This is a genomic window from Rhizobium sophoriradicis (assembly GCF_025200795.1).
Lineage (GTDB): Bacteria > Pseudomonadota > Alphaproteobacteria > Rhizobiales > Rhizobiaceae > Rhizobium > Rhizobium sophoriradicis.
The window spans coordinates 4,430,941-4,456,594 of record NZ_CP104152.1 but is presented as its reverse complement, the minus strand read 5'-3'; the positions used below and the strand labels follow the sequence as shown (position 1 = coordinate 4,456,594).

28 protein-coding genes are annotated in these 25,654 nt (G+C 62.4%); 21 read left to right on the top strand and 7 right to left on the bottom strand.

Annotation, left to right across the window (positions count from 1 at the left end; all coding sequences use genetic code 11):
• Positions 1-212: 212 nt before the first annotated feature.
• The 9 genes from N2597_RS21780 to N2597_RS21740 all read left to right on the top strand — a co-directional run bounded on the left by N2597_RS21780 (position 213) and on the right by N2597_RS21740 (position 10,622).
• Positions 213-905, top strand: a complete 693-nt coding sequence (locus N2597_RS21780; RefSeq protein ID WP_009990869.1) for a glutathione S-transferase family protein — start codon at positions 213-215, stop codon at positions 903-905.
• 12 nt (positions 906-917) lie between these two features.
• The gene (gene queG / locus N2597_RS21775; RefSeq protein ID WP_183599483.1) at positions 918-2,069 is read left to right on the top strand and encodes a tRNA epoxyqueuosine(34) reductase QueG; all 1,152 of its coding nucleotides are present in this window, start codon (positions 918-920) and stop codon (positions 2,067-2,069) included.
• The gene (locus tag N2597_RS21770; RefSeq protein WP_077991263.1) at positions 2,069-2,938 is read left to right on the top strand and encodes an SDR family oxidoreductase; all 870 of its coding nucleotides are present in this window, start codon (positions 2,069-2,071) and stop codon (positions 2,936-2,938) included. Before queG ends, N2597_RS21770 begins: the two co-directional genes overlap by 1 nt.
• Before the next feature lie 406 nt (positions 2,939-3,344).
• Positions 3,345-3,707 (top strand): septal ring lytic transglycosylase RlpA family protein, encoded by a 363-nt coding sequence (locus N2597_RS21765; protein ID WP_038686341.1) that lies wholly within the window; start codon positions 3,345-3,347, stop codon positions 3,705-3,707.
• Between the two features lie 146 nt (positions 3,708-3,853).
• Entirely contained in the window at positions 3,854-5,143 is a 1,290-nt protein-coding gene (locus tag N2597_RS21760) for an RsmB/NOP family class I SAM-dependent RNA methyltransferase (protein WP_077991264.1), read from the top strand.
• A gap of 215 nt (positions 5,144-5,358) precedes the next feature.
• Positions 5,359-6,633, top strand: coding sequence for an imelysin family protein (locus tag N2597_RS21755; protein ID WP_077991266.1), 1,275 nt, complete (start codon positions 5,359-5,361; stop codon positions 6,631-6,633).
• Between the two features lie 47 nt (positions 6,634-6,680).
• Entirely contained in the window at positions 6,681-8,420 is a 1,740-nt protein-coding gene (locus N2597_RS21750) for a di-heme oxidoreductase family protein (RefSeq protein WP_179363836.1), read from the top strand.
• Entirely contained in the window at positions 8,420-9,520 is a 1,101-nt protein-coding gene (locus tag N2597_RS21745) for an imelysin family protein (protein ID WP_183599481.1), read from the top strand. Before N2597_RS21750 ends, N2597_RS21745 begins: the two co-directional genes overlap by 1 nt.
• Positions 9,521-9,524: 4 nt before the next feature.
• The gene (locus N2597_RS21740; protein ID WP_077991270.1) at positions 9,525-10,622 is read left to right on the top strand and encodes a DUF1513 domain-containing protein; all 1,098 of its coding nucleotides are present in this window, start codon (positions 9,525-9,527) and stop codon (positions 10,620-10,622) included.
• Here N2597_RS21740 and N2597_RS21735 read toward each other — a convergent pair.
• The gene (locus N2597_RS21735) at positions 10,604-11,680 is read right to left on the bottom strand and encodes a DUF2252 family protein (RefSeq protein WP_183599479.1); all 1,077 of its coding nucleotides are present in this window, start codon (positions 11,678-11,680) and stop codon (positions 10,604-10,606) included. The genes N2597_RS21740 and N2597_RS21735 overlap by 19 nt on opposite strands.
• Before the next feature lie 220 nt (positions 11,681-11,900).
• Here N2597_RS21735 and N2597_RS21730 point away from each other — a divergent pair, with 220 nt between their 5' ends.
• The 3 genes from N2597_RS21730 to guaA all read left to right on the top strand — a co-directional run bounded on the left by N2597_RS21730 (position 11,901) and on the right by guaA (position 14,661).
• On the top strand, positions 11,901-12,350 hold the full coding sequence (locus tag N2597_RS21730; RefSeq protein ID WP_010028223.1) for a PaaI family thioesterase: 450 nt from the start codon (positions 11,901-11,903) through the stop codon (positions 12,348-12,350).
• Positions 12,347-12,985, top strand: coding sequence for a 5'-methylthioadenosine/S-adenosylhomocysteine nucleosidase (locus N2597_RS21725; protein WP_010061097.1), 639 nt, complete (start codon positions 12,347-12,349; stop codon positions 12,983-12,985). Before N2597_RS21730 ends, N2597_RS21725 begins: the two co-directional genes overlap by 4 nt.
• Positions 12,986-13,098: 113 nt before the next feature.
• Positions 13,099-14,661 carry a glutamine-hydrolyzing GMP synthase gene (gene guaA, locus N2597_RS21720; protein ID WP_039617411.1) on the top strand — a complete coding sequence of 521 codons (1,563 nt, stop codon included), beginning with the start codon at positions 13,099-13,101 and terminating at the stop codon, positions 14,659-14,661.
• 54 nt (positions 14,662-14,715) lie between these two features.
• On the opposite strand, the gene N2597_RS21715 is transcribed toward guaA, so the two are convergent.
• Positions 14,716-15,417: a helix-turn-helix transcriptional regulator gene (locus N2597_RS21715; protein ID WP_009994382.1), complete on the bottom strand. Its 702-nt coding sequence runs from the start codon at positions 15,415-15,417 to the stop codon at positions 14,716-14,718.
• 102 nt (positions 15,418-15,519) lie between these two features.
• Here N2597_RS21715 and N2597_RS21710 point away from each other — a divergent pair, with 102 nt between their 5' ends.
• Together N2597_RS21710 and N2597_RS21705 are read left to right on the top strand one after the other, a co-directional pair.
• The gene (locus N2597_RS21710; protein ID WP_077991274.1) at positions 15,520-15,918 is read left to right on the top strand and encodes a VOC family protein; all 399 of its coding nucleotides are present in this window, start codon (positions 15,520-15,522) and stop codon (positions 15,916-15,918) included.
• A gap of 176 nt (positions 15,919-16,094) precedes the next feature.
• Positions 16,095-16,625 (top strand): dihydrofolate reductase family protein, encoded by a 531-nt coding sequence (locus N2597_RS21705; protein ID WP_077991276.1) that lies wholly within the window; start codon positions 16,095-16,097, stop codon positions 16,623-16,625.
• Between the two features lie 75 nt (positions 16,626-16,700).
• Here N2597_RS21705 and N2597_RS21700 read toward each other — a convergent pair whose 3' ends face one another.
• The 3 genes from N2597_RS21700 to N2597_RS21690 form a co-directional block, all read right to left on the bottom strand.
• Positions 16,701-17,246 (bottom strand): YbhB/YbcL family Raf kinase inhibitor-like protein, encoded by a 546-nt coding sequence (locus N2597_RS21700; protein ID WP_009990314.1) that lies wholly within the window; start codon positions 17,244-17,246, stop codon positions 16,701-16,703.
• A gap of 41 nt (positions 17,247-17,287) precedes the next feature.
• Complete coding sequence (locus N2597_RS21695; protein ID WP_077991278.1) at positions 17,288-18,139, bottom strand: helix-turn-helix domain-containing protein; 852 nt, start codon at positions 18,137-18,139, stop codon at positions 17,288-17,290.
• A 184-nt stretch (positions 18,140-18,323) separates the two neighbouring features.
• A complete protein-coding gene (locus N2597_RS21690; RefSeq protein ID WP_183599477.1) occupies positions 18,324-19,220 on the bottom strand; it encodes a LysR family transcriptional regulator in 897 nt (298 codons plus the stop codon).
• 117 nt (positions 19,221-19,337) lie between these two features.
• Here N2597_RS21690 and N2597_RS21685 point away from each other — a divergent pair, with 117 nt between their 5' ends.
• From N2597_RS21685 to N2597_RS21675, 3 genes are read left to right on the top strand one after another with little or no spacing between them, the layout of a single operon-like run.
• Positions 19,338-19,712, top strand: a complete 375-nt coding sequence (locus N2597_RS21685) for an Atu4866 domain-containing protein (RefSeq protein WP_183599475.1) — start codon at positions 19,338-19,340, stop codon at positions 19,710-19,712.
• 37 nt (positions 19,713-19,749) lie between these two features.
• Entirely contained in the window at positions 19,750-20,601 is an 852-nt protein-coding gene (locus N2597_RS21680) for an oxidoreductase (protein WP_183599473.1), read from the top strand.
• 43 nt (positions 20,602-20,644) lie between these two features.
• Positions 20,645-21,379: an SDR family oxidoreductase gene (locus N2597_RS21675; protein WP_077991317.1), complete on the top strand. Its 735-nt coding sequence runs from the start codon at positions 20,645-20,647 to the stop codon at positions 21,377-21,379.
• Positions 21,380-21,523: 144 nt separating this feature from the next.
• On the opposite strand, the gene N2597_RS21670 is transcribed toward N2597_RS21675, so the two are convergent.
• Positions 21,524-22,087 (bottom strand): methylated-DNA--[protein]-cysteine S-methyltransferase, encoded by a 564-nt coding sequence (locus N2597_RS21670; RefSeq protein ID WP_077991279.1) that lies wholly within the window; start codon positions 22,085-22,087, stop codon positions 21,524-21,526.
• Positions 22,088-22,315: 228 nt separating this feature from the next.
• On the opposite strand from N2597_RS21670, the gene N2597_RS21665 reads away from it, so the two are divergent.
• The 3 genes from N2597_RS21665 to ybaK all read left to right on the top strand — a co-directional run bounded on the left by N2597_RS21665 (position 22,316) and on the right by ybaK (position 24,307).
• On the top strand, positions 22,316-23,377 hold the full coding sequence (locus tag N2597_RS21665) for a M14 family metallopeptidase (RefSeq protein WP_077991280.1): 1,062 nt from the start codon (positions 22,316-22,318) through the stop codon (positions 23,375-23,377).
• A 102-nt stretch (positions 23,378-23,479) separates the two neighbouring features.
• Positions 23,480-23,830 carry an ArsC family reductase gene (locus N2597_RS21660; protein WP_077991281.1) on the top strand — a complete coding sequence of 117 codons (351 nt, stop codon included), beginning with the start codon at positions 23,480-23,482 and terminating at the stop codon, positions 23,828-23,830.
• 3 nt (positions 23,831-23,833) lie between these two features.
• Positions 23,834-24,307: a Cys-tRNA(Pro) deacylase gene (gene ybaK, locus N2597_RS21655; RefSeq protein ID WP_077991282.1), complete on the top strand. Its 474-nt coding sequence runs from the start codon at positions 23,834-23,836 to the stop codon at positions 24,305-24,307.
• Between the two features lie 45 nt (positions 24,308-24,352).
• On the opposite strand, the gene N2597_RS21650 is transcribed toward ybaK, so the two are convergent.
• On the bottom strand, positions 24,353-24,796 hold the full coding sequence (locus N2597_RS21650; protein ID WP_009995901.1) for a MarR family winged helix-turn-helix transcriptional regulator: 444 nt from the start codon (positions 24,794-24,796) through the stop codon (positions 24,353-24,355).
• Positions 24,797-24,899: 103 nt separating this feature from the next.
• On the opposite strand from N2597_RS21650, the gene N2597_RS21645 reads away from it, so the two are divergent.
• A complete protein-coding gene (locus tag N2597_RS21645; protein WP_009995899.1) occupies positions 24,900-25,583 on the top strand; it encodes a glutathione S-transferase family protein in 684 nt (227 codons plus the stop codon).
• The last annotated feature ends 71 nt before the right edge of the window (positions 25,584-25,654 follow it).

The window sequence follows — 25,654 nt, the reverse complement described above, 5'->3', positions numbered from 1 at the left end:
GTCGGACTTGAACAGCGCTAGAGCCGATCAGGCGCTGCATCTATCCTCAATCGCAAGACGGTTGTTTTGTCCCTTGTCAGATGGCGTGAAAGCCGATTCGCTTGTATTGGCCGGGCCAAGCTCCTATAGCTTCAACCAATGAGTCACGACTAAGGCGCTATAAACGAGCTGCCACACAGTCCTGTAACAGCAATCATAAAGCCCGAGTATCGATGCCCACGCTTTATCATCATCCCATGTCCTCCGCATCTCGCTTCGTCCGGCTGATCCTGGCCGAATACGGCTATCAGGCGGATCTGATCGAGGAGCAGACATGGGAGAAGCGCCGGGATTTCCTGGCGCTCAATCCAGCCGGCACGCTGCCGGTCTATGTCGACGACAGCATGCGCGCGCTTTGTGGCGCGACCGTCATTTCCGAATATCTCGACGAGACGCACGGAGTATTGAAGCGCGACCGGAGGCTGCTCGCCGAGGACCCTTTCCAGCGGGCGGAAATTCGCCGGCTGAGCGAATGGTTCATGCAGAAGATGGAAAACGACGTGACGAAACCGCTCGCCCGCGAGCGTGTCTACAAGTTGCAGATGACCACCGATCAGGGCGGCGGAGCGCCGGATTCCAAGGTTTTGCGCACGGCACGCGCGAATATCCGCCAGCATATGCGTTATCTTACCTGGCTTGCCGGCTCGCGTCAGTGGCTGGCTGGCGAGCGGATGAGCTATGCCGATCTTGCCGCTGCCGCCTCGATCTCGATCCTCGATTATCTCGGCGAAATCGAGTGGGCCGAGGCCCCTGTCGTCAAGGAATGGTATCAGCGGCTGAAGTCGCGCCCCTCCTTCCGGCCGATGCTGACGGAGCGCGTGCGCGGCCTGACCCCGGTTTCGCATTATGCCGATCTGGATTTCTGACGAGGGCGCTTCATGCCCGACAATGATGATAAAGAGCGCCGCCGCCGCGACAATTTGACCGAGTTCGTCCGGGCGGAATCCGCCGCCAAGGGATTCGATCTGTGCCGCATCACCCGCCCGGATGCGATCCCGGAAGCGAAAGAGCGCCTCGGCCAGTTCATCGATGCCGGGCGCCACGGGACGATGGAGTGGATGGCGGAGACGCGCGAGCGGCGCGGCGATCCGCTGACGCTCTGGAGCGAGGTCCGGTCCGTCGTCGTCTTCGGCCTCAACTATGCCCCGGAGGAGGATCCGCGCGGCATCCTCGACAAGCCGGACAAGGCAGCGATATCAGTCTATGCCCGCAACCGCGATTATCACGACATCATCAAGGGCCGGCTGAAGGAGATCGCCACGCGTTTTGCGGCACGCGCCGGCGCCGACGTTAAAGTGTTCGTCGATACCGCGCCTGTCATGGAAAAACCGCTGGCGGCGGCCGCCGGCCTCGGCTGGCAGGGCAAACACACCAATCTCGTCAGCCGTACGCATGGGTCCTGGCTGTTTCTCGGCAGCATGTTCACCACCGCCGACCTTGCCGTCGATGCGCCGGAAACGGACCATTGCGGATCGTGCCGCGCCTGCCTCGGCATCTGTCCGACGGCTGCCTTCCCGGCGCCCTATCAGATCGATGCGCGCCGCTGCATCTCCTATCTGACCATCGAGCACAAGGGGCCGATCGATCCCGATCTCAGGCCGCTGATCGGCAATCGCATCTATGGCTGCGACGACTGTCTTGCCGTCTGTCCCTGGAACAAGTTCGCGATCTCCGCCTTCGAAATGAAGCTGAAGGCGCGGGAAGATCTGAAGGAGCCGTCTCTTGCTTTTCTGCTGACGCTCGACGACGCCGCCTTCCGCGCCTTCTTCAGCGGTTCGCCGGTGAAGCGGATCGGCCGCGACCGCTTCATCCGCAATGTGCTGATCGCCGCCGGCAATTCCGGCGAGACGGCACTCATTGCACAATGTCGCGAGCTCGCCGGCGATGCCGCCCCGGCGGTGCGCGGCATGGCGGTGTGGGCGCTTTCGCGGCTGATGGAGGCTGGCGAATTCTCCATCTTTGCCGCACAAAGGACCGATGAGAGCGACGACGATGTGCTGAACGAATGGCGGTTGGCGGGAGTGGACTGATGCATGTGATGATCTTTGGCTGCGGCTATTCCGGCACGGCGATCGCAAAGGCCTTCGCGGGACAGGATGTGCGCGTGTCCGGCACCACGCGTTCGGCCGACAAGATGGAGGGCTTGCGCGATGGCGGCATCGACGCGTTCCTGTTCGACGGCGAGACCATGGACGACGACTTATGCCGCGCGCTGGAGAGCGTCACCCATCTCGTGCAATCGATCGCGCCCGGAAAGGCCGACCCGCTGCTGCGACTGTTGGGCGAAGACAGCGCCCGTTTCCTGCCCCGGCTCGAATGGATCGGCTATCTCTCCACAGTCGGCGTCTATGGCGATCACAAGGGGGCGTGGGTGAGCGAGGAAACGCCCTGCGAGCCCGTTTCCGGACGATCAAAGGAGCGGCTCGAGGCCGAACAGGGCTGGCTGGCGATGGGCCGGGAGCGCGGTGTGCCGGCGGCGGTGCTGCGCCTTTCCGGCATTTATGGGCCGGGGCGCAACGCCTTCTGCAATCTGGACAAGGGCACGGCACGGCGCCTGATCAAGAAGGACCAGGTTTTCAACCGCATCCGCGTCGAAGATATCGGTGCGGCGACCCGCTTCCTGTCCGAACGCGGCCTCGGCGGCATCTATAATGTCACCGACGACCGGCCCGGCCCGCCGCAGGATGTGATTGTCGAGGCGGCCCGCCTGATGGGCGTCGAACCGCCGCCGGAGCAGGCTTTCGAAGCCGCAGAACTGACGCCGATGGCACGCACCTTCTACGGCGAAAACAAGCGCGTTTCGAATGCGAAACTCAAGAAGGCGGGCTTCGAATTCTCTTTCCCGACCTTTCCGATGTCGCTTGCACAATTGTGGCAGGACGGACGCTGGCGCGGCTAGAGGCGGTAGCGACCACGGCTGGCGGGCTCACCCAAAAGGAGTAGGAAATTCCTACTTTGCGCGATCAGAGGGACAAATTTCGCTCTCTATTATAGTTAACGGCCTTTAAATTTGCCCAAATGTGGCAATAAATATGGCAAAGCGAGAAAAGAATTTTCGCGGTTTTTGTGAATGGCGGCACTGCAGGCTCCTCCCCGAAAAATTCATTCTCTTTTTTACTGATTTCATTATGTTTTTTCCACTCTGACGGGTCGCTGCCTATTTCCGTCATTATATCAATATGCTCACAAATGTTACAGTTTGTAACACTCCGTGAACAAGAACGGCACTTTTTCGCCACTTTTGAGCAGATTTAAGCCCCGCCGCCTGCAAGGGCGTGAGTTCAATAGTTGAGGGATACTCTGTTTTGAAGAAAATAGGTCGTTCTATTATCGCTGCCGTAACTATTGCGGCCTGCTCTTTCCTGCTTCCGGCGGAGAGTTTTGCTGGAAATGGCTGCGGCGGTGCTTCATGGTACGCGCTTCGCTCCAAAACTGCTTCCGGGGAACGTATGAACCCCGCCATCTTGACTGCCGCACATCGTTCGCTCGCGTTCGGCACCAAGGTGAAGGTCACCAACCGCAACAATGGCCGCACCGTCGTCGTCCGCATCAATGATCGCGGTCCGTTCATTCGTGGACGCGTCATCGATCTGTCGCGCGCCGCCGCCCAGAATATCGGCATGGTGAGCTCGGGCACGGCGAAGGTCTGCTACCAGGTGATCAGCTAAGGCGTACAGCGCCGCACAACCGGCTGCGCCCTGACCGGCGCTTGCTCTTGCCGCCAATCGCGGTTACCACGCGGTTGAAACTTGTAAACAGTCCGCCCGGCCTGTGTGCGGATCGTTCACAGGTCATGGCAATAGGAGATATGTGAATGCGTCTGGGCGGCCGCCTCGAAGGGGCGATTTCTGTGCTCGCGGATATCGATGCCCGCAAGCGGCCCGTCGCCGACGCGCTCAAGGACTGGGGCCTCGCGCACCGCTTCGCGGGTTCCGGCGATCGTGCGGCGATCGGCAATATCGTCTACGACGCCTTGCGCATGCGGCTTTCCCATGCGTGGCTGATGAATGACGACAGCGCCGCGGCCATCGCCCACGCCGTGATGTTCCGCCAATGGGGCTTCACGCCCGATCGCCTCGCCACCGAATTGGCGGACGACAAGTTTGCGCCGCCGCCGCTTTCCGCTGATGCCCTCGCCGCCTTTGCGAGCCGCTCGCTCGACGATGCGCCGCCGCATATACGCGGCGATATTCCCGAATGGATCCAACCCTCCTTCGAACAGGCCTTCGGCACCGGCTGGCTCACAGAGGCACAGGCGCTCGCGGCGCGTCCAACACTCGATCTGCGCGCCAACATCCTGAAGGCCTCCCGCGACAAGGCCGTCAAGGCGCTCGAACGCGCCGGCGCACATGCTGCGAAGATCGCCCGCTACGGCATCCGGATTGCCGCCGGCGAAGGCGCCTCGCGCCTTCCCAACGTGACGGCAGAGCTTTCGTTCCAGAAAGGCTGGTTCGAAGTTCAGGACGAGGGCTCGCAGATCGTCGCCGACCTGGTGCTCGCCAAGGACGGCGAACAGATTCTCGACTATTGCGCCGGCGGCGGCGGCAAGACCCTCGCCATGGCGGCCGCCATGCAGAACAAGGGACAGGTTCACGCCTATGACGCCGACCGCAAGCGGCTGGCGCCGATCATCGAACGGCTGAAGCGGGCGGGCACGCGCAATGTCCAGGTGCACGATGACGCCAGGGGCCTTTCCGGCCTTGCCGGGCGCTGCGACAAGGTGCTGGTCGATGCGCCCTGCACCGGCACCGGCACATGGCGCCGCCGCCCCGATACGAAATGGCGGCTAACGGCAAAGAACCTCGACGAACGCACCGCCCAGCAGCAGGATGCGCTGGCGCAGGCGAGCGGCTTTGTCAAACCGGGCGGCGAGCTGATCTATGTCACCTGCTCGGTTCTGCCTCAGGAAAACGAGGAACAGGTGCGCCGTTTTACCGCCGGCAATGCTGATTTCCAGATCGTCAGCGCCCTGCCCGCCTGGGACGCGCTCTTCGGCAAAGAGGCCCCGCGGCCGCACTCGTCCGACGCCCAGACGGTGACGCTGACGCCTGCTTCCACCGACACGGACGGTTTCTTCTTCTGCCGCATGCAGCGGAAGGGCTGATGCCGCTTAGCAGCGATGGTAACGGCGCGGCGGAATGACGCTGCGCCAGCGCAGTTGCTGCCGGTTTTTCAAGCAGATGAGGTCCAGAAAGAGCCGACTTGCCGGCACCGATCCATCCTTAAAATCATTCCAAACTAGAGCGTTTGACACCAGTTTGCTTTTGCGCGAAGAGACGGAGCCCCGATTAGACGGAAGATCCGTCACAGGAGAGGATCATGAAGCTCAAGAAATTCCGCGCAGCCGTGCTGGCGATTGCCCCCGCCACCCTGCTCGCCCTTCCCGCGCATGCCGCCACCGATGCGGCCGCCGTGGTGAAACATTATGCCGATGTGGCGCATGCGAAATATGAGGACTCGCTGACGACGGCAAAGGCGCTCGATGCCGCGATCAACGCCTTTCTGAAGGCGCCGACCGACGCGACGCTGAAGGCCGCCCGGGATGCCTGGATCAAGGCGCGCGTGCCTTACCAGCAGACGGAAGTCTACCGCTTCGGCAATCCTGTTGTCGACGAGTGGGAAGGCAAGGTCAACGCATGGCCGCTCGATGAAGGCCTGATCGACTATGTCGATCCCTCCTACGGCAGCGAGAGCGACGAAAACTCCCTCTATGTGGCCAATGTCATCGCCAACAAGACGATCAAGATCGACGGCAAGGATGTCGACGCCTCGAAGCTGACGCCGGAATTCCTCTCCGGCACGCTGCAGGAAGCCGGCGGCATCGAAGCCAATGTGGCAACGGGCTACCACGCTATCGAATTCCTGCTCTGGGGCCAGGATCTCAACGGCACCGGTCCCGGCGCCGGCAATCGCCCCGCAACGGATTACGATCTGAAGAACTGCACGCACGGCAATTGCGATCGCCGCGCCGAGTATCTGAAGTCCGCCTCTACGCTGCTCGTTTCCGACCTGCAGGAAATGACCGACAGCTGGAAGCCGGACGGGGCTGCGACGAAGAACGTCGAAGCCGATCCGAAGGCCGGTCTCGTCGCGATCCTGACGGGCATGGGTTCGCTCTCCTACGGTGAGCTTGCCGGCGAGCGCATGAAGCTCGGCCTGCTGCTGCACGATCCGGAGGAAGAGCATGATTGCTTCTCCGACAATACCTACAACTCGCATCTCAACGACGCGATCGGCATCGCCGCCGCCTATACCGGCAACTATACCCGCGTCGACGGCACCAAGCTCAGCGGCCCGTCGCTGCACGACCTCGTGGCCGCCAAGGACAAGGCGCTCGATGCCGAGATGGAAGGCAAGCTCAACAAGACGCTCGATGCGATGAACGCCATGGCCAAGCGCGGCGAGACGGTCGAGAAGTACGACCAGATGATCGCCGAAGGCAACAAGGAAGGCAACGCCGTCGTCCAGGCCGCCATCGACGGGCTGATCGACCAGACGAAGTCGATCCAGCGCGTTATTGCCGCACTCGATCTCGGCACGGTTCAGCTTGAAGGTTCCGACAGCTTGGATAATCCTAACGCCGTCTTCAAATAAGCAAAAAGGCGGGCCGCTTCGAAAGCCGAGGCGGCCCGAACCCTGAAATGCCATCTATTGCCTCCCTCATTCCTGTGTCCTCAGGGCCTTGCCCGAGGGATGTCACAGGAATCCAGCCACGGCGCGTCCGCGCCGTGAATGACTCGGTCAGGGGGGAGTCTTCCGCGCCCAAGGACTTGGGCGCACTGGATTCCTGTGACAAGCACAAGAATGTGGGAGTCGAAAGGGAAGCGCGGACCAGCACCCTCGAACTTGCCGCTCGAAAACTTCCCTTACCCCTCCGCATCGCCGCTTTCGCTGCGCTTGCAGGCGCGCCCGTCGCCTTTGCCGCCGGTTTCGATCTGCCGACGAAACGCACCGACCTTTCCGACGCCGATCTGAAACGCGTCGCCGATGTGACGCGGCCGACAGCCGATTTTTCCATGGCCGAACAATACGAAGCAATGCAGGCGGGTGCGACGACCTCGGTCGATCCGGTCACCGAAGACAGCTTCTCGCATATTTCGGCCAATATCCCCTTCGAGGAAGAGCAGGATTTCAAGCTCGGCAATGCGCTCTTCCGCAAGCTCTGGGTTTCCTCGCCCTCCTCGACGCAGGCCTCCGATGGGCTTGGGCCGCTTTTCAACGCCCGCTCCTGCATGAGCTGTCATGTCAATGACGGCCGCGGCAAACCGCCGGAGGGGGGGCCGAGCGCCGTCTCGATGTTCCTGCGGCTTTCCCGCGCCGCCAGGACGCCGGAAGAAGAAAGGGCGATCGCAAGCGCTGACATTCTCAATTTCCCCGATCCGGTCTATGGCCGTCAGCTGCAGGATCTTGCCGTGCCCGGCCTTGCCGCCGAAGGGCGGATGGCGATCCGCTACGATGAGGAAACGGTAAGGCTTGGCGACGGGGAGACGGTCTCGCTGCGCCGGCCGCATTATGCGGTGACGGATCTTGCCTATGGACCTTTCGATGCATTAACGACGATCTCGGCGCGTGTCGCCCCCGCCATGATCGGCCTCGGGCTGATCGAGGCGATCCCTGAGGCCGACATCCTTGGCCATGCCGATCCCGACGATGCCGATGGCGACGGCATCTCCGGCAAGGCGGCGATCGTCCGCGATCATCGCAGCCGTGAGATCGCGCTCGGCCGCTTCGGCTGGAAGGCGCAGAACGCCACGGTGCGCGACCAGAATGCCGACGCCTTCGCCAACGATATCGGCATCTCCACGCCCGACCATCCGGACGCGCATGGCGATTGCACCAAGGCGGAGGAGAAATGCCTCGATATGCCGACCGGCGTGCAGAAACGACTGGGCGAGGAAGAAGCGCCGGGGCCCATTCTCGATCTCGTGACCTTCTATTCGCAAAATCTTGCCGTGCCGGCCCGCCGCCGGGCGAGCTTCCCTGAGACGCTGAAGGGCAAGCGGATTTTCTACGAAACCGGCTGCATTTCCTGCCATGTGCCGAAATTCGTCACGCGCAGGGATTCGCCTGACAAGGCGCAATCCTTCCAGCTGATCTGGCCCTATTCCGATTTTCTGCTGCACGACATGGGTGACGGGCTTGCCGACGGGCAGCAGGTCGGGCTTGCAAGCGGACGTGAATGGCGCACGCCACCGCTATGGGGTATAGGACTGACCCGTACTATCAGCGGGCACAGCTTTTTCCTGCATGACGGCCGTGCGCGGGATCTCACCGAGGCGATCCTCTGGCACGGCGGCGAAGCCGAAAAGGCCCGCAACGCTTTCTCCGCCCTGTCGCGAGACGACAGGGCGGCCCTGATTACATTCCTGGAGTCACTTTGATGCGCCCTTGGCACCCCCTGCTCTGCCTCACTCTGATCGGTCTTGCCACATCGGCGGCCGCCCAGACCGCCGCTCCTCCGGCAGGGATGAACGAGGATGCCGTTCCCTCCGTCATGCAGCGCGCCGTCGACGAAGTGATCCGCCCGGGCTATCGCAACATGCAGCAATCGGCCGCCCGGCTGACGACGGCGATGAAGGATCTCTGCGACGGCGGCACGCAGCAGACGCTCGACAAGGCGAAATCCGCATTCGACGATACGATCCGCTACTGGTCGATCATCGAGATCGTCCAGACCGGGCCCGTCATCCAGGACAATCTCTTCGAGCACATCCTGTTTTATCCGGATCGCAAGGGCGTCGGCCTGAAACAGGTGCAGGCGCTGATCGCCAAAGCCGATCCGAAGGATGCGACGGTCGATGCGATCGCCGGCAAGAGCGTGGCGCTGCAGGGCCTGACGGCGCTGGAATACGTGCTTTACGGCAACGGCTCGGAAAATCTCGTCGGGCAGAAGGGCGGCTTCCGCTGCCTTTACGGCGCCGCCGTCGCCGGCAATATCCAGCGTGAGGCCGGCGAAGTCGTCGCCGCCTGGGAAAAGCCGGACGGGGTGCAGGCGAGCTGGAAGCACCCCGGCCCGCAGAGCAATGATTTCATGGACAACAAGGAGGCGGTGACCGCGCTGCTCGGCATTCTCGTGCACGGCGCCGAGAATGTCCGCGATCAGCGGCTGGAACAGTTCTACAAGGGCAAGGACACCGCGCCGCGGCCGCGCATGGCGATCTACTGGCGTTCGAAAAATACGTGGAAGTCGATGGCCGCCAATCTGGAAGGACTGCGCACGTTCTGGCAGAAGGCCGGCATGGCCGAGCTTCTGCCGCCGGACAAACGGTCGATTGCCGCTTTGATCGACGAGGATTTCAAATCGCTGCTCGACAGCGTGCCGAAACTCAATCCTGATATAGACGCCGCCACCAGCGATGCCGAAAAGGCCAAGCTCGACACGCTTTTGGCCGAAAGCCGTGATCTGATCACCAGGATCAGCGACGAATATGGCGCGGCCATCGGGCTGTCGGCCGGCTTTTCCTTTTCGGACGGAGACTGAAGCGATGATGCAAAGCGCCCCGATCAACCGACGCAGTTTCGTCAAGGCGGCAGGGATCGGCTTCCTGGCGAGCCTGGCGCCAAGGTCGCTGCTGGCGCTTGAACGGGCCGATGCGGTCTATGCCTCGGGCATTCGCACGGCAAACGGTTCCTTTGCCATCGCGACCGTGACCGAGCGTGGCGAGATCATCGATCAGGTGGCGCTTCCCGCCCGCGCCCACGGAATGGCCTTCAGCGCCGCCACCGGCAAGACGGTCGCCTTCGCGCGCCGGCCGGGCACCTATGCGATGATCTTCGACCCACGAGATAAGGGCGAGCCGATCGTCATCAACTCCCGGGAAGACCGCCATTTCTTTGGGCACGGCGCCTTCTCGCCCGATGGCCGGATCCTCTACGCCAGCGAGAATGATTTCGACGGCAATCGCGGCATGATCGGTCTCTATGACGCAACCGATCGCTTCACCCGCATCGGCGAATACGAGACCTATGGCATCGGTCCGCACGATATGACGGTTTCCGATGACGGGCGTCTTCTCATCGTCGCCAATGGCGGCATCGAGACACATCCGGATTTCGGCCGCACCAAGCTCAATCTCGCCGCGATGCAGCCGTCGCTGGCGCTGATCGATGCGGCAACCGGCGCCTTGATCGAAAAACACGTGCTGCCGGCCGAATGGTCGCAGCTGTCGACCCGCCATGTCGACCTCGACGGCGACGGCCGCATCTGGTTCGCCTGCCAGTACGAAGGCCACCGCAAGGATCTGCCGCCACTCGTCGGCCATTTCGCCAAGGGGGAGGATCTTTCCTTCGTCGCGCTGCCGGAGGAGACGACGAGGAGGCTCGCCAACTATGTCGGCGCGATCGCCGTCAACCGCGGCGAAGGTCTCGTCGGCATCACCTCGCCGAAGGGCGGCGCCTCGGTGACCATCGACGCAAAAACGGGCAAGGTGCTGGCCGAGATCGTCGTTCCAGAGGCGGCCGGCATCGCGCCGGCGAGAGATGGCTTTGCCGTCTCCTCCTATGACGGCGATTTCCTTTCGAGGCGCAGCGATGTCGCCTGGGATCAGCACATCGTCCGGGTCTCTCAGCGGGTGCGCGCATAGGCCTTCTGCTCGGCGCTGACGCTCGATGCCGCGGCTCTTGCCGCCTCATGCAGCCATTCAGGTCCCCGGGCCTGCAGATCCTGCAGGATCGCTGCGGCCGCAGCCGCATCATCGGAATGGCAATTGGCGATCTCGAAGCCCATCAATTCGAGCATTGTCGGCGAAAGCAGGATCTCCGGATGCTTGTCGATCTCGATCTTGCGGCTGTTCGGCGAAAGCCGGCGCACGAGGATGCGGCCGCAGACGCGATAGTGAGGATCGGCCGAGCGCGCCCGCCCGGCGGCGATTTCGCCCGCACGGATCGTCACATCAAGCGGCCTGTGGCGAAGCGACCAGGCCGACGGCACCAGCGCCTTCGCCTCGCGCAAGACCGGCCCGCCCTGCCATTCGGCATAGGCGACGAAACGCGGGCGGCCGAGGCTGCCGGTGCCGGCGCTGCGCGGCTTGGCCGTGAAGGAGCCTGCCCCGGGCGGCAATGCGCCGGCGAGCGCCTCGCTATAGGCTGCCGGCGCCTTCTTCTTGCCCGCAGGCAGCATCTCGCATTTTTCCCAGAATTCCCGGCGTTCGGAATTCGGCAGCATCAGCGCCTTGCGCAGCCATTTGTGGTCGCGCTCGAGGATGACGGGCAGCGGATTTTCAAGGCCTCTGCGATAACCGCCGAGGATCAGCTCGCCGATCATCCGAACCGAGGGACCCTTGCCGTTGCGCGCCAGGATGGCGCTTGCCGCAAGGCGAACGAGATCCAGCGCATAGGGCATCACCGCCGCATCGTCGAAATCATTGACGCCCCAGACGAGCCGGCCCTCGCTATCGCGCCAGGTGCCGAAATTCTCCAGATGCGCATCGCCAATCGCCAGCACTGCGGGCGCGCGGCCGAGCTCCGGGCAGATATCGAGGATGATTTCGCACCAGCGCCAATAGGTGGCGCGCAGGAAGACGAAATCGTCGCTGCGCATCCACCCGTGCTTTTCCTTAAGATCGTCCTTGACGAGACCGGCCCCGAGCTCGCCGGCCAGCCAGGTCTCGAAATTCCGAACCGATTGCGATATCGTCGTCATGGCGCCGGCGCTCCCTCATTTCGAGATAGAATGCCGGAGAATACCCGCTGAGCGCGAAGCTGCAATCGTCTTCGCGGGGCATACGGGGCAACAGCACGGCGAAAGGTTGCGCTGGCGACACGCCTTGACGTTTCAATCGCCGTCCGGATCGATTTCAGCAATGTCCAGCTTGTCGAATCCGGCCCGCCATGCCACTTTCCCGGCTTCGAGAGGGGCAGCCATGAGCGAGACTGACAGGGGCGATTTCCGCGCGCGAATCCGCCGCAACTTTGCGCGCCAGGCGGCGATGCAGACGATCGGCGCGGAGCTGACGCGCGTCGAGCACGGCGTCGTCGAAATCGAGCTTCCCTTCGACATCAAACTGACGCAGCAGCACGGCATTCTGCATGCGGGCATCATTTCCGCCGCCCTCGATTCAGCCTGCGGCTTTGCCGCCTACAGCGTGATCGACCCGGAAGCCTCGATCCTGACGATCGAATTCAAGGTCAATCTCATGTCGCCGGGACGCGGCGAGCGCTTCCTGTTTCGAGGCGAAATCACCAAGCCGGGCTCCACCATCATCGTCGCCGACGGGCGAGGCTACGCGATCAGCGACGGCCCGGCGAAACTCATCGCCTCCATGACCGGAACGATGATGGTCATCCGCGGCAGAGAAGGAATTACGGGATGAAGTTCGAACTGAAATCGGTCGCGGGAAAATCCATGCTGTTCGTCATGGCGGCGGAGGCCGAATACGGCCCCTTCCTGCGTTCGCGCATCGAACCCTTGATGACCGGCGTCGGTCCGGTCGAGGCAGCCGTCGCGCTGACCAAGACGCTGGCGCGGCTCGATGCCGCCGACGACCTGCCGGATCTCGTCGTTTCGCTCGGCTCGGCCGGCTCGGCGAAACTGGAGCAGACCGAAATCTATCAGGTAACCTCGGTTTCCTACCGCGACATGGACGCCTCGCCGCTCGGCTTCGAAAAGGGCCGGACACCCTTCCTCGATCTGCCGGCGACGCTCGAACTGCCGCTGCGCATTCCCGGCATTGCGGAGGCAAGCCTTTCCACGGGCGGCAATGTCATCTCGGGTGCTGCCTATACCGACATCGACGCCGACATGGTCGACATGGAGACCTATGCGGTGCTGCGTGCCTGCCAGGGCTACAAGCTGCCGCTGATCGGCCTGCGCGGCATTTCCGACGGCGCCGTCGAACTGCAGCACATCTCCGGCTGGACCGAATATCTGCATATCGTCGACCGCAAGCTCTCCTACGGCGTCGACAGCCTGTTCACGGCGCTGGAGGACGGGGTTTTCTGGTTCTAGGCCCTGAAAGCCGCGCGTATTGCAGACGCGCGAGGGACAATCGGAACAATAAAAACCGGATGCCGCCGATTTCCCGGATTGCCAGGCGAAGCGCATTTCATTAAAGCCTCGACATGACCCAGACAGCACATCCCGACTCCGTTCTCATCGTCGATTTCGGCAGCCAGGTGACCCAGCTCATCGCACGGCGCGTGCGCGAGGCCGGCGTCTATTGCGAAATCGTTCCCTTCCAATCGGCCGAAGAGGGCTTCAAGCGCCTTCAGCCGAAAGCCGTGATCTTGTCCGGCAGCCCGGCCTCGACGGTGGACGAGGGATCGCCGCGGGCGCCTCAGATCATCTTCGACAGCGGCCTGCCGGTCTTCGGCATCTGCTATGGCCAGCAGACGATGTGCATGCAGCTCGGCGGCAAGGTCGAAAGCGGCCATCACCGCGAATTCGGCCGCGCCTTCCTCGATGTCGATAAGGACTGCCAGCTGTTCGAGGGCCTCTGGTCGTCCGGCTCGCGCCATCAGGTGTGGATGAGCCATGGCGACCGCGTGACGGCGCTGCCCGACGGTTTCGAGGTGGTCGCCACCTCCTCCAACGCGCCCTATGCCTTCATCGCCGACGAGAAGCGCAAATATTACGGCGTGCAGTTCCACCCCGAGGTCGTGCATACGCCTGACGGCGCCAAGCTGATCGGCAACTTCATTCACAATATAGCCGGCATCAAGGGCGACTGGTCGATGTCGGCCTATCGCCAGAAGGCGGTCGACGAGATCCGCAAGCAGGTGGGCGACAAACGCGTAATCTGCGCGCTTTCCGGCGGCGTCGACAGTTCGGTCGCTGCACTTTTGATCCATGAGGCGGTCGGCGATCAGCTGACTTGCATCCTGGTCGACCATGGGCTGATGCGCAAGGACGAGGCGGCAAACGTCGTCGCCATGTTCCGCGAGCACTACAATCTGCATCTCTTACACGTCGACGCTTCCGACCGTTTCATCGGCGAACTCGAAGGCGTCAGCGATCCGGAAACCAAGCGCAAGATCATCGGCCGGCTGTTCATCGAAACTTTCGAGGAAGAGGCAAAGAAACTCGGCGGCGCCGATTTCCTCGGCCAGGGCACGCTCTATCCCGACGTGATCGAGAGCGTTTCCTTCACCGGCGGCCCCTCGGTGACGATCAAGTCGCACCACAATGTCGGCGGTCTGCCGGAGCGCATGAAGATGCAGCTCGTCGAGCCGTTGCGCGAACTCTTCAAGGACGAGGTGCGCGCGCTCGGCCGCGAACTCGGCCTGCCAGACAGCTTCATCGGCCGACACCCCTTCCCCGGCCCCGGCCTTGCGATCCGCTGCCCCGGCGGCATCACCCGCGAAAAGCTGGAGATCCTGCGCGAGGCCGATGCGATCTATCTCGACGAAATCCGCAAGGCCGGCCTCTACGACGCCATCTGGCAGGCTTTTGCCGTGCTGCTTCCCGTCCAGACCGTCGGCGTCATGGGCGACGGGCGCACCTATGAATTCGTCTGCGCGCTGCGCGCCGTCACCTCCGTCGACGGCATGACCGCGGATTTCTACCACTACGACATGGAATTCCTCGGCCGCGCCGCAACGCGCATCATCAACGAGGTGCGCGGCATCAACCGCGTGGTCTACGACGTCACCTCCAAGCCGCCCGGCACGATCGAGTGGGAGTGACGGACCGAAGGCGGCAATAGCGTCGTTTTCGTCAGTGTTGCCGCCGCGTTGCGATCAGTGGTCGGAGCGAGAGCGCTGCTCCTGGCGCCATCGCTCCCAGCGGCGACGCAGGTCGCCCTTCCGCAGGCCGTTGGTCGCTTCCAGCACCTCGATCTCGATCATGCGATCGGTTCGGAAGTGACGGAAGTCCTGCCTCAGCTCGCACCAGGCAACAATCAAACGCGTTGCTTCACCGTAACCGAGGATGATCGGCCACACGATCCGCTCGGTCCCCTCCCCAGTATCGGATCGATAGCGCAGGCGAAGCTTTCGATCTTCGCGGATTGCCCGCCGCAGTTCGTTCGAGTCGACCATGTCCGTCGGAGCGATCCTGCCAGGCTTTGCTCCAACGCTTGGCTCGGCGATGTATGGACGCAGCCTTTCGGGTATAACGTCGGCGATCTTGCTGAGTACGTCCTGTGCCGCTGCGGATAACGCCTTATCGCCGCGTGTTGCGACCCATTGCGTACCCAGCACGATCGCCTCGATCTCGTCGGGCGTCAGCATCAAGGGCGGCATGTCATAGCCAGGATCGAGCACATAGCCGAAGCCGGCCTCTCCGACGATGGGAACGCCTTGGCCGATCAGGTCGGTGATATCGCGATACACCGAGCGCCTGGACACTTCGATCTCCTCGGCTATTGCCGCGGCAGTCACCGGCCGGTTCGTACGGCGCAGGATCTGAATGATCTGAAACAGGCGATCGGCTTTGCGCATTGCTGTTGACTCCTGTTGCCATAATGCTGGCAACAGGCCTGTGCGACAAGGCCCTCAGCGATGCTGCGCGTAGCTCTGCGGTCTTGTCGAAAGGAGACAGTTATGAAATTCACCTCAATCCGACTGATCGCCGCTGATATCAAGGCTATGGTCGGCTTCTACGAAATGGTCACCCTGCACTCGGCCGAGTGGCTGGCGCCGGTCTTCGCCGAGATCGTCACCCCTTCGGCGACACTTGCCATCGGCAGCATGGAAACCGTTTCGCTCTTCAAGGAAGGCAGCGCCGAGGCCGGTGCCAACCGAACGGCGATCATCGAGTTCATGGTGGACGATGTCGACGCCGAATACGCCCGGTTGAAGGATCAAGTCGACCTTGTTCATGCGCCCAAACTGATGCCGTGGGGAAATCGTTCGATGCAGTTCCGCGATCCGGAAGGCACGCTTGTCGCGCTGTTCATGCCGTTCACCGATCCGGCAAAGAACCGCTTTGCATCACGATAGGCGCGTAGCCCCAAGGCGCATATGGGCACGGCCGCTTCGCGCCCGTTTTGCCGTCCAGGAGTGGTTCACCTGGGAAAATCTGATTGCAATTCACAAGCAGTCCATCTAAGCTTTGACCGACCGCGCAGCGCAATCCGACTCCATGCGGATGCACCCTTGAAGGAAAGGAAGTGAGCATGGCCAAGCTCGTGTTCGGAATGAACCAGTCCCTGGACGGCTACGTCGATCATATGGCGTTCGGGCCAAGCCCCACGCTCTTCCGTCACTTCGTCGAGTCGACGCGGAGGCAAGCGGGCAGCGTGTACGGTCGTCAAATGTACGAGATCATGCGTTACTGGGATGACGATCATCATGAGTGGAACGCAGACGAACGCGACTTCGCGACCGCCTGGCGAAACCAGCCGAAATGGGTCGTCTCGCGCTCGTTGAAATCGGTCGGTCCCAACGCCAGGCTGGTCGAGGGCGATCTTGAGACTGCTATCCGCAAGCTGAAGGCCGAAGGCGACGGGGAGATCGAAGTGGCAGGCCCGGACCTGGCGCAAAGCCTCACCGGTCTTGGCCTGATCGATGAGTATATTATCTATCTGCACCCCGTCGTGCTCGGTCACGGCAAGCCATATTTCGCCGGACCCCGACCGCCGCTACGGCTTGTGGCCAATGACCGGATTGACGAGAATGTGATCCGGCTGGTCTACGTTCCTGCTTGATTTCCCAATCCCCAGCAGCCGGCCAAGGTTTCCTCAGCCGGCGGCGTTCGATAGGGACAATGGCCGTGACTACGGTCAGCGGCCGTAAGTGACCTCGATTGAGGCCTTGTCGAGCGTATTTGCCCTGACATAGTAGCCAACCATCGCGCCCGGCGCCGTATCTGGAAGCGGCAGCTTGTCGACCGACAGCGCGTAGACGGTGAACTGGTAATGGTGCGGCGCATCGCCGACCGGCGGGCATGCGCCGCCATATCCCGATGTACCGAAATCCGTACGGCCTTCCACGGCGCCTGCCGGAAGCTTCTTATCTCCGCTGGCACCGGTCGCAATCTTTGAGGCGTCTGCCGGAATGTTGAACACCGACCAATGCCACCAGCCCGAACCGGTCGGAGCATCCGGGTCGTAGACCATGACGGCGAAGCTCTTGGTTCCCTCTGGAGCACCCGACCAGCTGAGTTCCGGCGAGATGTTCTTGCCCGTACAGCCGAAGCTGTTGAAGACCTGCGCATCGGCCATGGTCTGACCTGGAGTCAGGTCTTTCGAAGTGAGCTTCATTTCGGCTTGGGCGGCCGTGGCGCCAAAGACGGAGGCGGCCAGAAGTGCTGTTGTAATAAGACGCATGTTGTTTTCCTGCGGTTGATAATGCGGGAAAACTACCGCTATCACGGCAGCGCATCTGCCCCGCTATGCTCAACTTCTGCCCCGATCCGCTCAAAACGCTCAGCACCGCCCCGCACATGGCGCGGATTGACACCGAACCGCTCCTTGAACCGCGCCGAAAATTGCGACGGCGAATCGTAACCGACCTCGAGCGCCACCTGTGCCATCGGCAGGGTTGTGGTTTGAATGAGGGCGAGGGCGCGATTCATCCTTGTATCGCTCAATATCTCGCTGAAACTTGTCTTTTCGGCGGCGAGCTTACGCCGGAGCGTCGCTTCGCTCATGTTGAAGGCGCGCGCCGCGTGCCCCAGCGTCCAATCAAAAGCCGTATCACTTTCAATCATCTGCCTCAGCCGGTCCTCGAGCCGAGGACTTTCGCATCGGCCGAGCACCGCTCCACAGAGCGCGAACCAGGTGATCAGTTCCATCAATCGAGCCTTGGCAATGGCGCCGGGGAGCCCCGTCAGATTGCCTGGCTGACAGCAATAGGCAAACAATGCCGCCGCTTCCTCCGGCAGGTTCGAGGCGCTTGCCGGGAGCGGCCGCGAGGGAACGGCGATCGAACCCATGGCGATATAGGCATCCTCGAAGAGCTGTCTTGGAACAGGAAGCGCCAGGGTCTGATACTTCCGCGGCGCCTTTGGAATGTTCTCCATCGTCAACGGTCGATAGTCGGGCAGCAGCGCATAATCGCCCGCCTCAAGGCGCAAGACCTTGTCATCCGCCATGACGATTTTGGTTCCCGACTGCACCTGGATCAACAGGGGGCTCGTATTGACGAGACGAAAAAAGCAGGCCCGCCCACCCTGGCGGATCAGGGCCCTGGTTGGAATGCGAAAGACGTCGTCCAGCATGGCTTCTCCGGCAACAGGACGCCCCTCGCCCCTGATCCTTGGCGATGGGAAATAGCAAAACCGCGTGCCAGGAGCAACCTTGAGCCGGGGCGTATGCCCGGCACGAGCCGTCGCATCCCTCGCCCGGAAAAACTGACTTCAGTTCGCTTGGATCGACCGCAAGTTCGGCAGGGCTCGACCGTATCTAACCCCTGGCGGACTTCCTGATATGCTCAACCAGCGCCCGCAGCTTCAGCGGTTGCCGCTCGCGCCTGGGATAATAGAGATAAAAGCCGGGGAAGGGCGGGCAGAAATCTTCCAGCAGCGGCACGAGCTCACCGCGATCGAAATAGGGCTGGAAGGTTTCGACCATGCCGAAAGTGATCCCGGCTCCGGCACAGGCCAGGCGGATCATCATGCTCATATCGTTCGTTGTGACGGCAGGGTCGACGGCGACGTCGAAATCGCGATTGTTTTCGGTGAACTCCCAGCGGTAGGGCGCCGTATCGGGTCTAGGCCGCCAGCCGATGCAGGCATGGCTTTGCAAGTCACGGGGATGGCGCGGACGGCTGTGCCGCTTGATGTAGGCAGGAGAAACCGCCGGGCATTGGCGCTGCTCTTGGGAGACGGGGATCGCGATCATGTCCTGTTCGATCACCTCGCCGAGCCGGACACCGGCGTCAAAACCAGCCTCGACGATATCGAATTCTTCGTCGGTGATGGTGATATCGACCTTAACATCGGGACAAGCTTCGATGAAACCGGCGAGCAACGTGCCGGACAGGAAGCTTTCGGCGATCGAGGACACCGTGATCCTCAGCAGACCGCTCGGACGCGCCTGCATGTCCCGCACCGTCTGCATCGCATCCCTGACTTGCCGCACCGACGGGCGAACCGCGTCGAAGAACACCTCACCGGCTTCAGTCAGGCTGACGCTGCGCGTCGTGCGCTGGACGAGCGCGACGCCAAGACGATCCTCCAGACGCTGCAGGGACTGACTGACGGCGGAGCGGGTGACGCCGAGACGCTCGCCCGCAAGGCGAAAGCTCCGCGCCTCCGCCACGGCGAGAAAGACTGAGATGCCTTCGAGATCGTCGACCATTGGTTAAGAAATCTAACCAAGCCATCGCGGATTGGCAACTTAATCACTTCAGTTCGTGCGCCTATCTTTTCTGTCGAGCCCGCCGAAACAGCGGTCCTGACCTGGAAAGGAAGAAGGATGCAAAACATTGCCCTGAGATCCGCTCTGCATTTCTGCGCCGCCGCCGCCTTGGCCGGCACGGCGATCAGCCCGGCGGTCGCAGACAGTGTCGGCGGCCGCCAATCCACGCGTCAACAAGCAAGCGAGAACACAATGCAGCAACATCCCTATGTCGGCATGTGGGTCACCGACGACGGCCGGGTCCGCCACCAGCTTCTGCCTAACGGTCGCTACGACGAGGCCCGAGGAAAGCGGGAGAGCGCCTATCGGGGCCGTTACGAAGTCACCGGAAGCCACATCGAATACTGGGACGATACCGGCTTCACGGCCGATGGTGATTTCGTTGACGACAATACCCTCCATCACGGCGGCATGGTGCTTCGCCGCAAATGACAAGCTCGCTCAATAAGGCCCTATCCGGCCGGAAAGGATGAGGATCATGTCTTCCACCACACCCATCTGGTTCATAACTGGCGCATCGTCTGGTCTCGGCCGGGCGCTCGCCGAGGCGGTTCTCGCCCGTGGCTGGCGCGCCGCGATAACGGCGCGCAGACCCGAGACCCTCCGGGATCTCGCAACGGAACACGGCGACCGCGCCCTTGCTCTCGCTCTCGATGTCACGGATAGCCGCTCCGTCACCCGCGCCGTTCACGACGCCGAGGCGCATTTCGGCGCGATCGACGTCGCCGTCAACAATGCCGGCTACGGTTATCTCTCGGCGATCGAAGAGGGCGAGGAGGCAGAGATACGCGCCCAGTTCGAGACCAATGTCTTCGGCCTGGTCGCCGTCACCAAGCATATCCTGCCGGGCATGCGCTCACGCCGGCGCGGGCATATCTTCAACGTCTCGTCGCTCGGCGGGCTCGTCGCCTTCGCCGCGACCGGCTACTACCACGCCAGCAAATTCGCCGTCGAAGCCCTGTCGGAATCGCTGTCCCATGAGGTCAATCCGCTCGGCATCAGGGTGACGATCCTCGAACCCGGCGCCTTCCGCACCGACTGGGCCGGCCGGTCGATGATCGAATCCAAGACTGTTATCGATGACTATGCCGAAACGTCAGGCAAGCGGCGCCAAGCCACCCGTTCGGTCTCCGGTAAACAGCCCGGCGATCCCACGCGGGCCGCCGCTGCCATCATCTCGGCGTTCGAGGCCGACGAGCCGCCATTGCGCCTGCTGCTCGGCGCGCCCGCCCTGAAGATCGCCCGCGAACGGCTCGATGCGCTGCGGGCAAATTTCGACGCCTGGGCGGAGACGACCCTCAGCGCCGACTTCCCCGACTGAGCCGCGCCCGAGAAACACTTCAACAGACAAAATGGAGCTTGAAATGTCCGATATCGAAGGAAACGTCATTGCCATTACCGGCGCCAGCAGCGGCATAGGCGAGGCCGCGGCAAAGGTGCTGGCTGCGGCGGGTGCCCACATCCTAATCGGCGCCCGCCGCATCGAGCGCCTGGAGCGGCTCGCCGGCGACATCGAAGCTACGGGCGGGACGATACGTCTCAGAAAGCTTGACGTCACCGACCGGTCCGAAGTTGCCGCCTTTGCAGGCTTTGCCAGATCCGAGTTCGGCCGGCTTGATGTGATGATCAACAATGCCGGCGTCATGCCGCTCTCGCCGCTCGAGGCCCTGAAAGTCGACGAATGGGACCGGATGGTCGACGTCAACATCAAGGGTGTGCTCTACGGCATCGCGGCCGCGCTGCCGATCATGAAAGCGCAGGGATCCGGGCAGATCATCAACCTGTCTTCGATCGGCGGCCACGCCGTCTCGCCAACGGCGGCCGTCTATTGCGCGACCAAATTCGCAGTCCGTGCAATCTCGGACGGGCTGCGGCAGGAGACCGATCGCATCCGCGTCACCGTCATCTCTCCCGGCACGACGACATCGGAACTGGCCGACACGATCACCGACACGACCGCGCGCGACGCCATGAAAGCCTTCAGGGCGATCACAATCAGCCCCGAGGCCGTTGCCAATTCGATCCTCTATGCCGTCAGCCAGCCTGACGATGTCGATGTCAGCGAGATCATCATCCGGCCGACGGCGAGCCCGCATTGAACAATCGATTCTGCGACTAGAGCATGATGCCGAAAAGTGTGAGCGGTTTTCGGGCGACATCATGCTCTAACTCTTTAATTTAGAACAGGATTCAGATTTTCGGCGGACCGGGCCTAAAATCATCCTGTTCCAGGACGCCGCCGCCTAAAACCCCAGCGACTGCTGGGCGGGCGGCGGCGGGCCGAGATGGACGCCTTCGAGCTCCAGCATGCGGGTCTTCGACGTCGAACCGCCGGGAGCGGAGAAGCCACCGATCTTGCCGCCGGCCGCCAGCACCCGGTGGCAGGGAATGATCAGCGCGACTGGGTTCTTCGCCATCGCCTGGCCGACGTCGCGGGCCGCTTCCGGCCCGGCGCCCAGCTCTTTGGCCAGTGCGCCGTAGGTGGTCGTGCGGCCCCAGCCGACGCGCCTTGCCGCCGCATAAATCTGCCTGAAAAAAGCATCCTGGCCGGCAAGATCGAGTTCGACGCCGGAAAAATCCGTCTCCTCACCCTGGAAGTAGCGCTTCACTGCCGCCACGGTCTCAAGCACTTGAGGTGTCGGCGCACCGGGCAAGCCATCGGGCAGACGGCGCAGCAACAGCCGCTCGGTTGCCTCCGCGGTTTTCGTCGGCAGCTGGAAACGGACGATGCCGGCGTCGCTCCAGGCAATGCCGCAGAAACCACCTGCGGTTTCGAAGATGAGATAGTGGTGGATCGTCTCGGCCATGACAGAGCCTCCGGGTTTTCGATTCTGACCAAAATCCTACGGGATTGCCGCTGTTTCAACCCGATTCTTGCGTGTCGCGTTCTTTTTTTGTTCCAGATATTCGACTTCGCCCGCGCATCCGCCGTCGCGTTTTGGAAAGGACGCGGCAGACCAAGCCTTGCGCTTCCGCGATTTCCGCGCGTAAACCTCGGAAATCAATTCGGTTCAGCAAGGGCGGAGCAAGGACAGATGGACGTTTCGGAGATCATCGTTCCAGGCGATACACCGGGAACGGAGTGGCGGCTGCCGGTGCTGCGCTTCAAGGGCCACGATCCGAAGGCGCCGAAGACCTATATCCAGGCGGCACTCCATGCCGGCGAGCTGCCGGGAACGGCGCTCCTGCATTTCCTCTGCGAACGGCTGAGGCAGGCGGAAAGCCAAGGCGCGATCGCAGGCGACATCACCATCGTACCGCAGGCTAATCCGATCGGCGCGGCACAATCACATTTTGGCGAATTGCAGGGTCGGTTCGACCTCGACTCCCGCGTCAATTTCAACCGGGATTTTCCGCTGATCTCCATCGCCGACCGGTCGACGCTGATCGAGGACCTCGATGATTACCCGGCTACCAACAGGCTGAAGCGACAGCTCCTGCATATGGCGCTCGGCGCCGATCTCGTCCTCGACCTGCATTGCGACGACGAATCGCTGCAATATGCCTATATTGACGAAGCCTTCTGGCCGGAGGCGGCCGATCTTGCCGCTGCGCTTGATATGGAAGCCGTGCTGCTTTCGGACGGCGAAAGCTCGGCCTTCGAGGAGGCCGTCGGCTTCGCATGGAAATATGAAATTCCCGGGGAGCGCCGACCGCGGCTGCCCGGCAAACTTTCGGTCACCGTCGAACTGCGCGGCCAGCGCGATGTCGATCCGGCGCTGGCAAGAAAGGATGCGGACGGGCTCTGGCAGTTTCTCTCGGCGCGGGGAATCGTCCGGAGCGAGATGACGACGGCCGCCGCGTTTTCCGGGCCGGCCGTGCCGCTCGACAATGTCGAGATCATCCGCGCTCCCGAAGGCGGAGCCGTGCTCTTCCATCGCAATATCGGCGAGCGCGTTGCGGCAGGAGAACTTCTCGCGACGATCATCATCCGGCCGGGTCAGCCTGATGGCAGCATCGACCTGCATGCGCCGCAGGACGGGCTGATCCTGACCCGAACCTCCGACCGGCTGGTGCGGCGGCGCGGTGACCTGATGAAGATCGCCTGCGGCGGCGCCAGCAAGGCGTCACGCAGGGCCGGCGCGCTGGAGAATTGAGCCGGGCGGTTATCGACGCACTGGGGGATAGAGCGCCGGCCGACGTTTGCGCAGGCCGTCACGCATGTTATCCCGCTGTCATCACAGGGAGATCGAGCGGGCATGACCGTCACCATCTATGGGATCAAGAATTGCGACACGATGAAGAAGGCCCGCAGCTGGCTGGAAGCGCATGATGTCGCCTATGCGTTTCACGACTACAAGGCGTCAGGCATCGACCGCGCCCATCTGGATGCCTGGATCGACGAAGCCGGCCTCGATACCGTGCTCAACCGCGCCGGCACCACGTTCCGTAAATTGCCCGAAGCCGAACGTCAGAATCTGACGCGGGAAAAGGCGATCGCGCTGATGCTCGACCAGCCTTCGATGATCAAGCGGCCGGTGCTGGAGACAAAGGGCAAGCTGCTCGTCGGCTTCAAGCCGGAGATTTACGCCGGCGCATTCGGGCGCTGAGCCATGTCCAAGACCACCCGCGCCACACAAGTTCTTTCCCAGGCGGGCGTCGCCTTCACCGTGCATGCCTATGACTACGACCCCGGCGCCGAGCGCGTCGGACTGCAGGCGGCGGAGGCTTTGGGCGAGGCCCCGCATCGGGTGTTGAAAACGCTAATGGCGGAGGTGGACGGCAAACCGGTCTGTGTCGTCGTGCCGTCGGATCGCGAGGTCAGCATGAAGAAGCTTGCGGGCGCATTCCGCGGCAAGTCGGCCAATATGATGAAGCCTGCCGATGCCGAGCGGCTGACGGGCTACCATGTCGGCGGCATCAGCCCCTTCGGCCAGAAGAAGACCGTGCCGATCGCGATCGAGCAGGCTGCCTTGGCCGAACCGCTCGTCTACATCAATGGCGGTCAGCGCGGACTGCAGTTGCGGCTCGATCCGAAGGAGGCGTTGAAGGCGCTGAAGGCCGTTGCCGCGCCGCTGATCGCCTGATCAGGGCATGGCGCCGAACCGCCGCATACTTCCTGATGAGATACATCACAGAAAGCGGTCGAGCAGGCTGGCGATCGACCTCGCCTCGCTTTCGGCTAGCTTGCCGCCCACATGGGTCTCGATCGATCTGGCATAGACAACCCACATGCGCTCGCGGAGCTGACGCCCGGCTTCGGTAATGACGATCCAGCGACCTCGCCCGTCTTCGGCGAAGACCTCGCGTCGGATCAGGTCCTCCCTTTCCAGCCGGTCGAGCAGACGGGAAAGATTATACTGCGTCAGCAGCGTCCGCTCTTCTATCTCGTAGGGACGCAGCCTGCCGGATTGCGAGCGCGCCAGTTCCCATAACACGTCGTACCAGGCAAGCGGCGGCATGCCGGTCGCTTTCAGATCGGCCTCGATTGCGCCGAGCAGGCGCTCGCGAGCGCGCATGATGCGCGTCCAGGCTAAGATGACGGCTTCGCTCGGCTTGAACATCTTTTCGGACATAAATGCAATTACATCTATCTTGAATTTCGCTGCAAGCGATATTAGATGCATTTGCATGCAATTTGCGACAACGGTCCCTTCCATAAAGCGCCAGGAGATTTTCATGAGCAGGCTTACCCTCATCAGCCATCACCTCTGCCCCTATGTGCAGCGCGCGGCCATCACGCTGGTCGAAAAGAGCGTGGAGTTTGAACGCATCAACATCGATCTTGCCGATAAACCGGATTGGTTCCTGAAGATCTCGCCGCTCGGCAAGGTGCCGTTGCTGAGGATCGAGGAGGAAGACGGCAGTGAGGCCATCCTGTTCGAGAGCAGCGTCATCTGCGAATATCTGGAGGAAACGCAGGCGGGCGCCGCCCTGCATCCGGCCGATCCGCTGACCCGCGCCCGCCATCGCGGCTGGATGGAGTTCGGTTCGTCGGTGCTTTCCGATCTCTGGGGCTATGAGACGGCGCAGGATGCGGCGCAGCTGGAGATCAAGCGCAAGGCGCTTGCCGCCAAATTCGCAACGATCGAGGACGCATTGGCGGACGGACCCTATTTCGCCGGCAGCAGCTTCAGCCTGGTCGACGCCGTCTTCGCACCGGTCTTCCGCTATTTCGATCTCTTCGATGCGCTCGGCGACGGCGGCATCTTCGACGGACTCGACCGGGTCAAGCGCTGGCGCAAGGCGCTGTCGGCGCGGGTAAGCGTTCGGGACGCAGTCGGCGAGGACTATCCGCAACGGCTGACGGAGTTCCTCGAGAAACATAACTCGATCCTGCTCAGGCTGCCCGCTGCCGCTTAAGCGCGCCAGGCGGCCGGATAAGCACCCGGCCGCCATCAATTCGGATGTGGCACGCTTCAATTTCGCCGCAA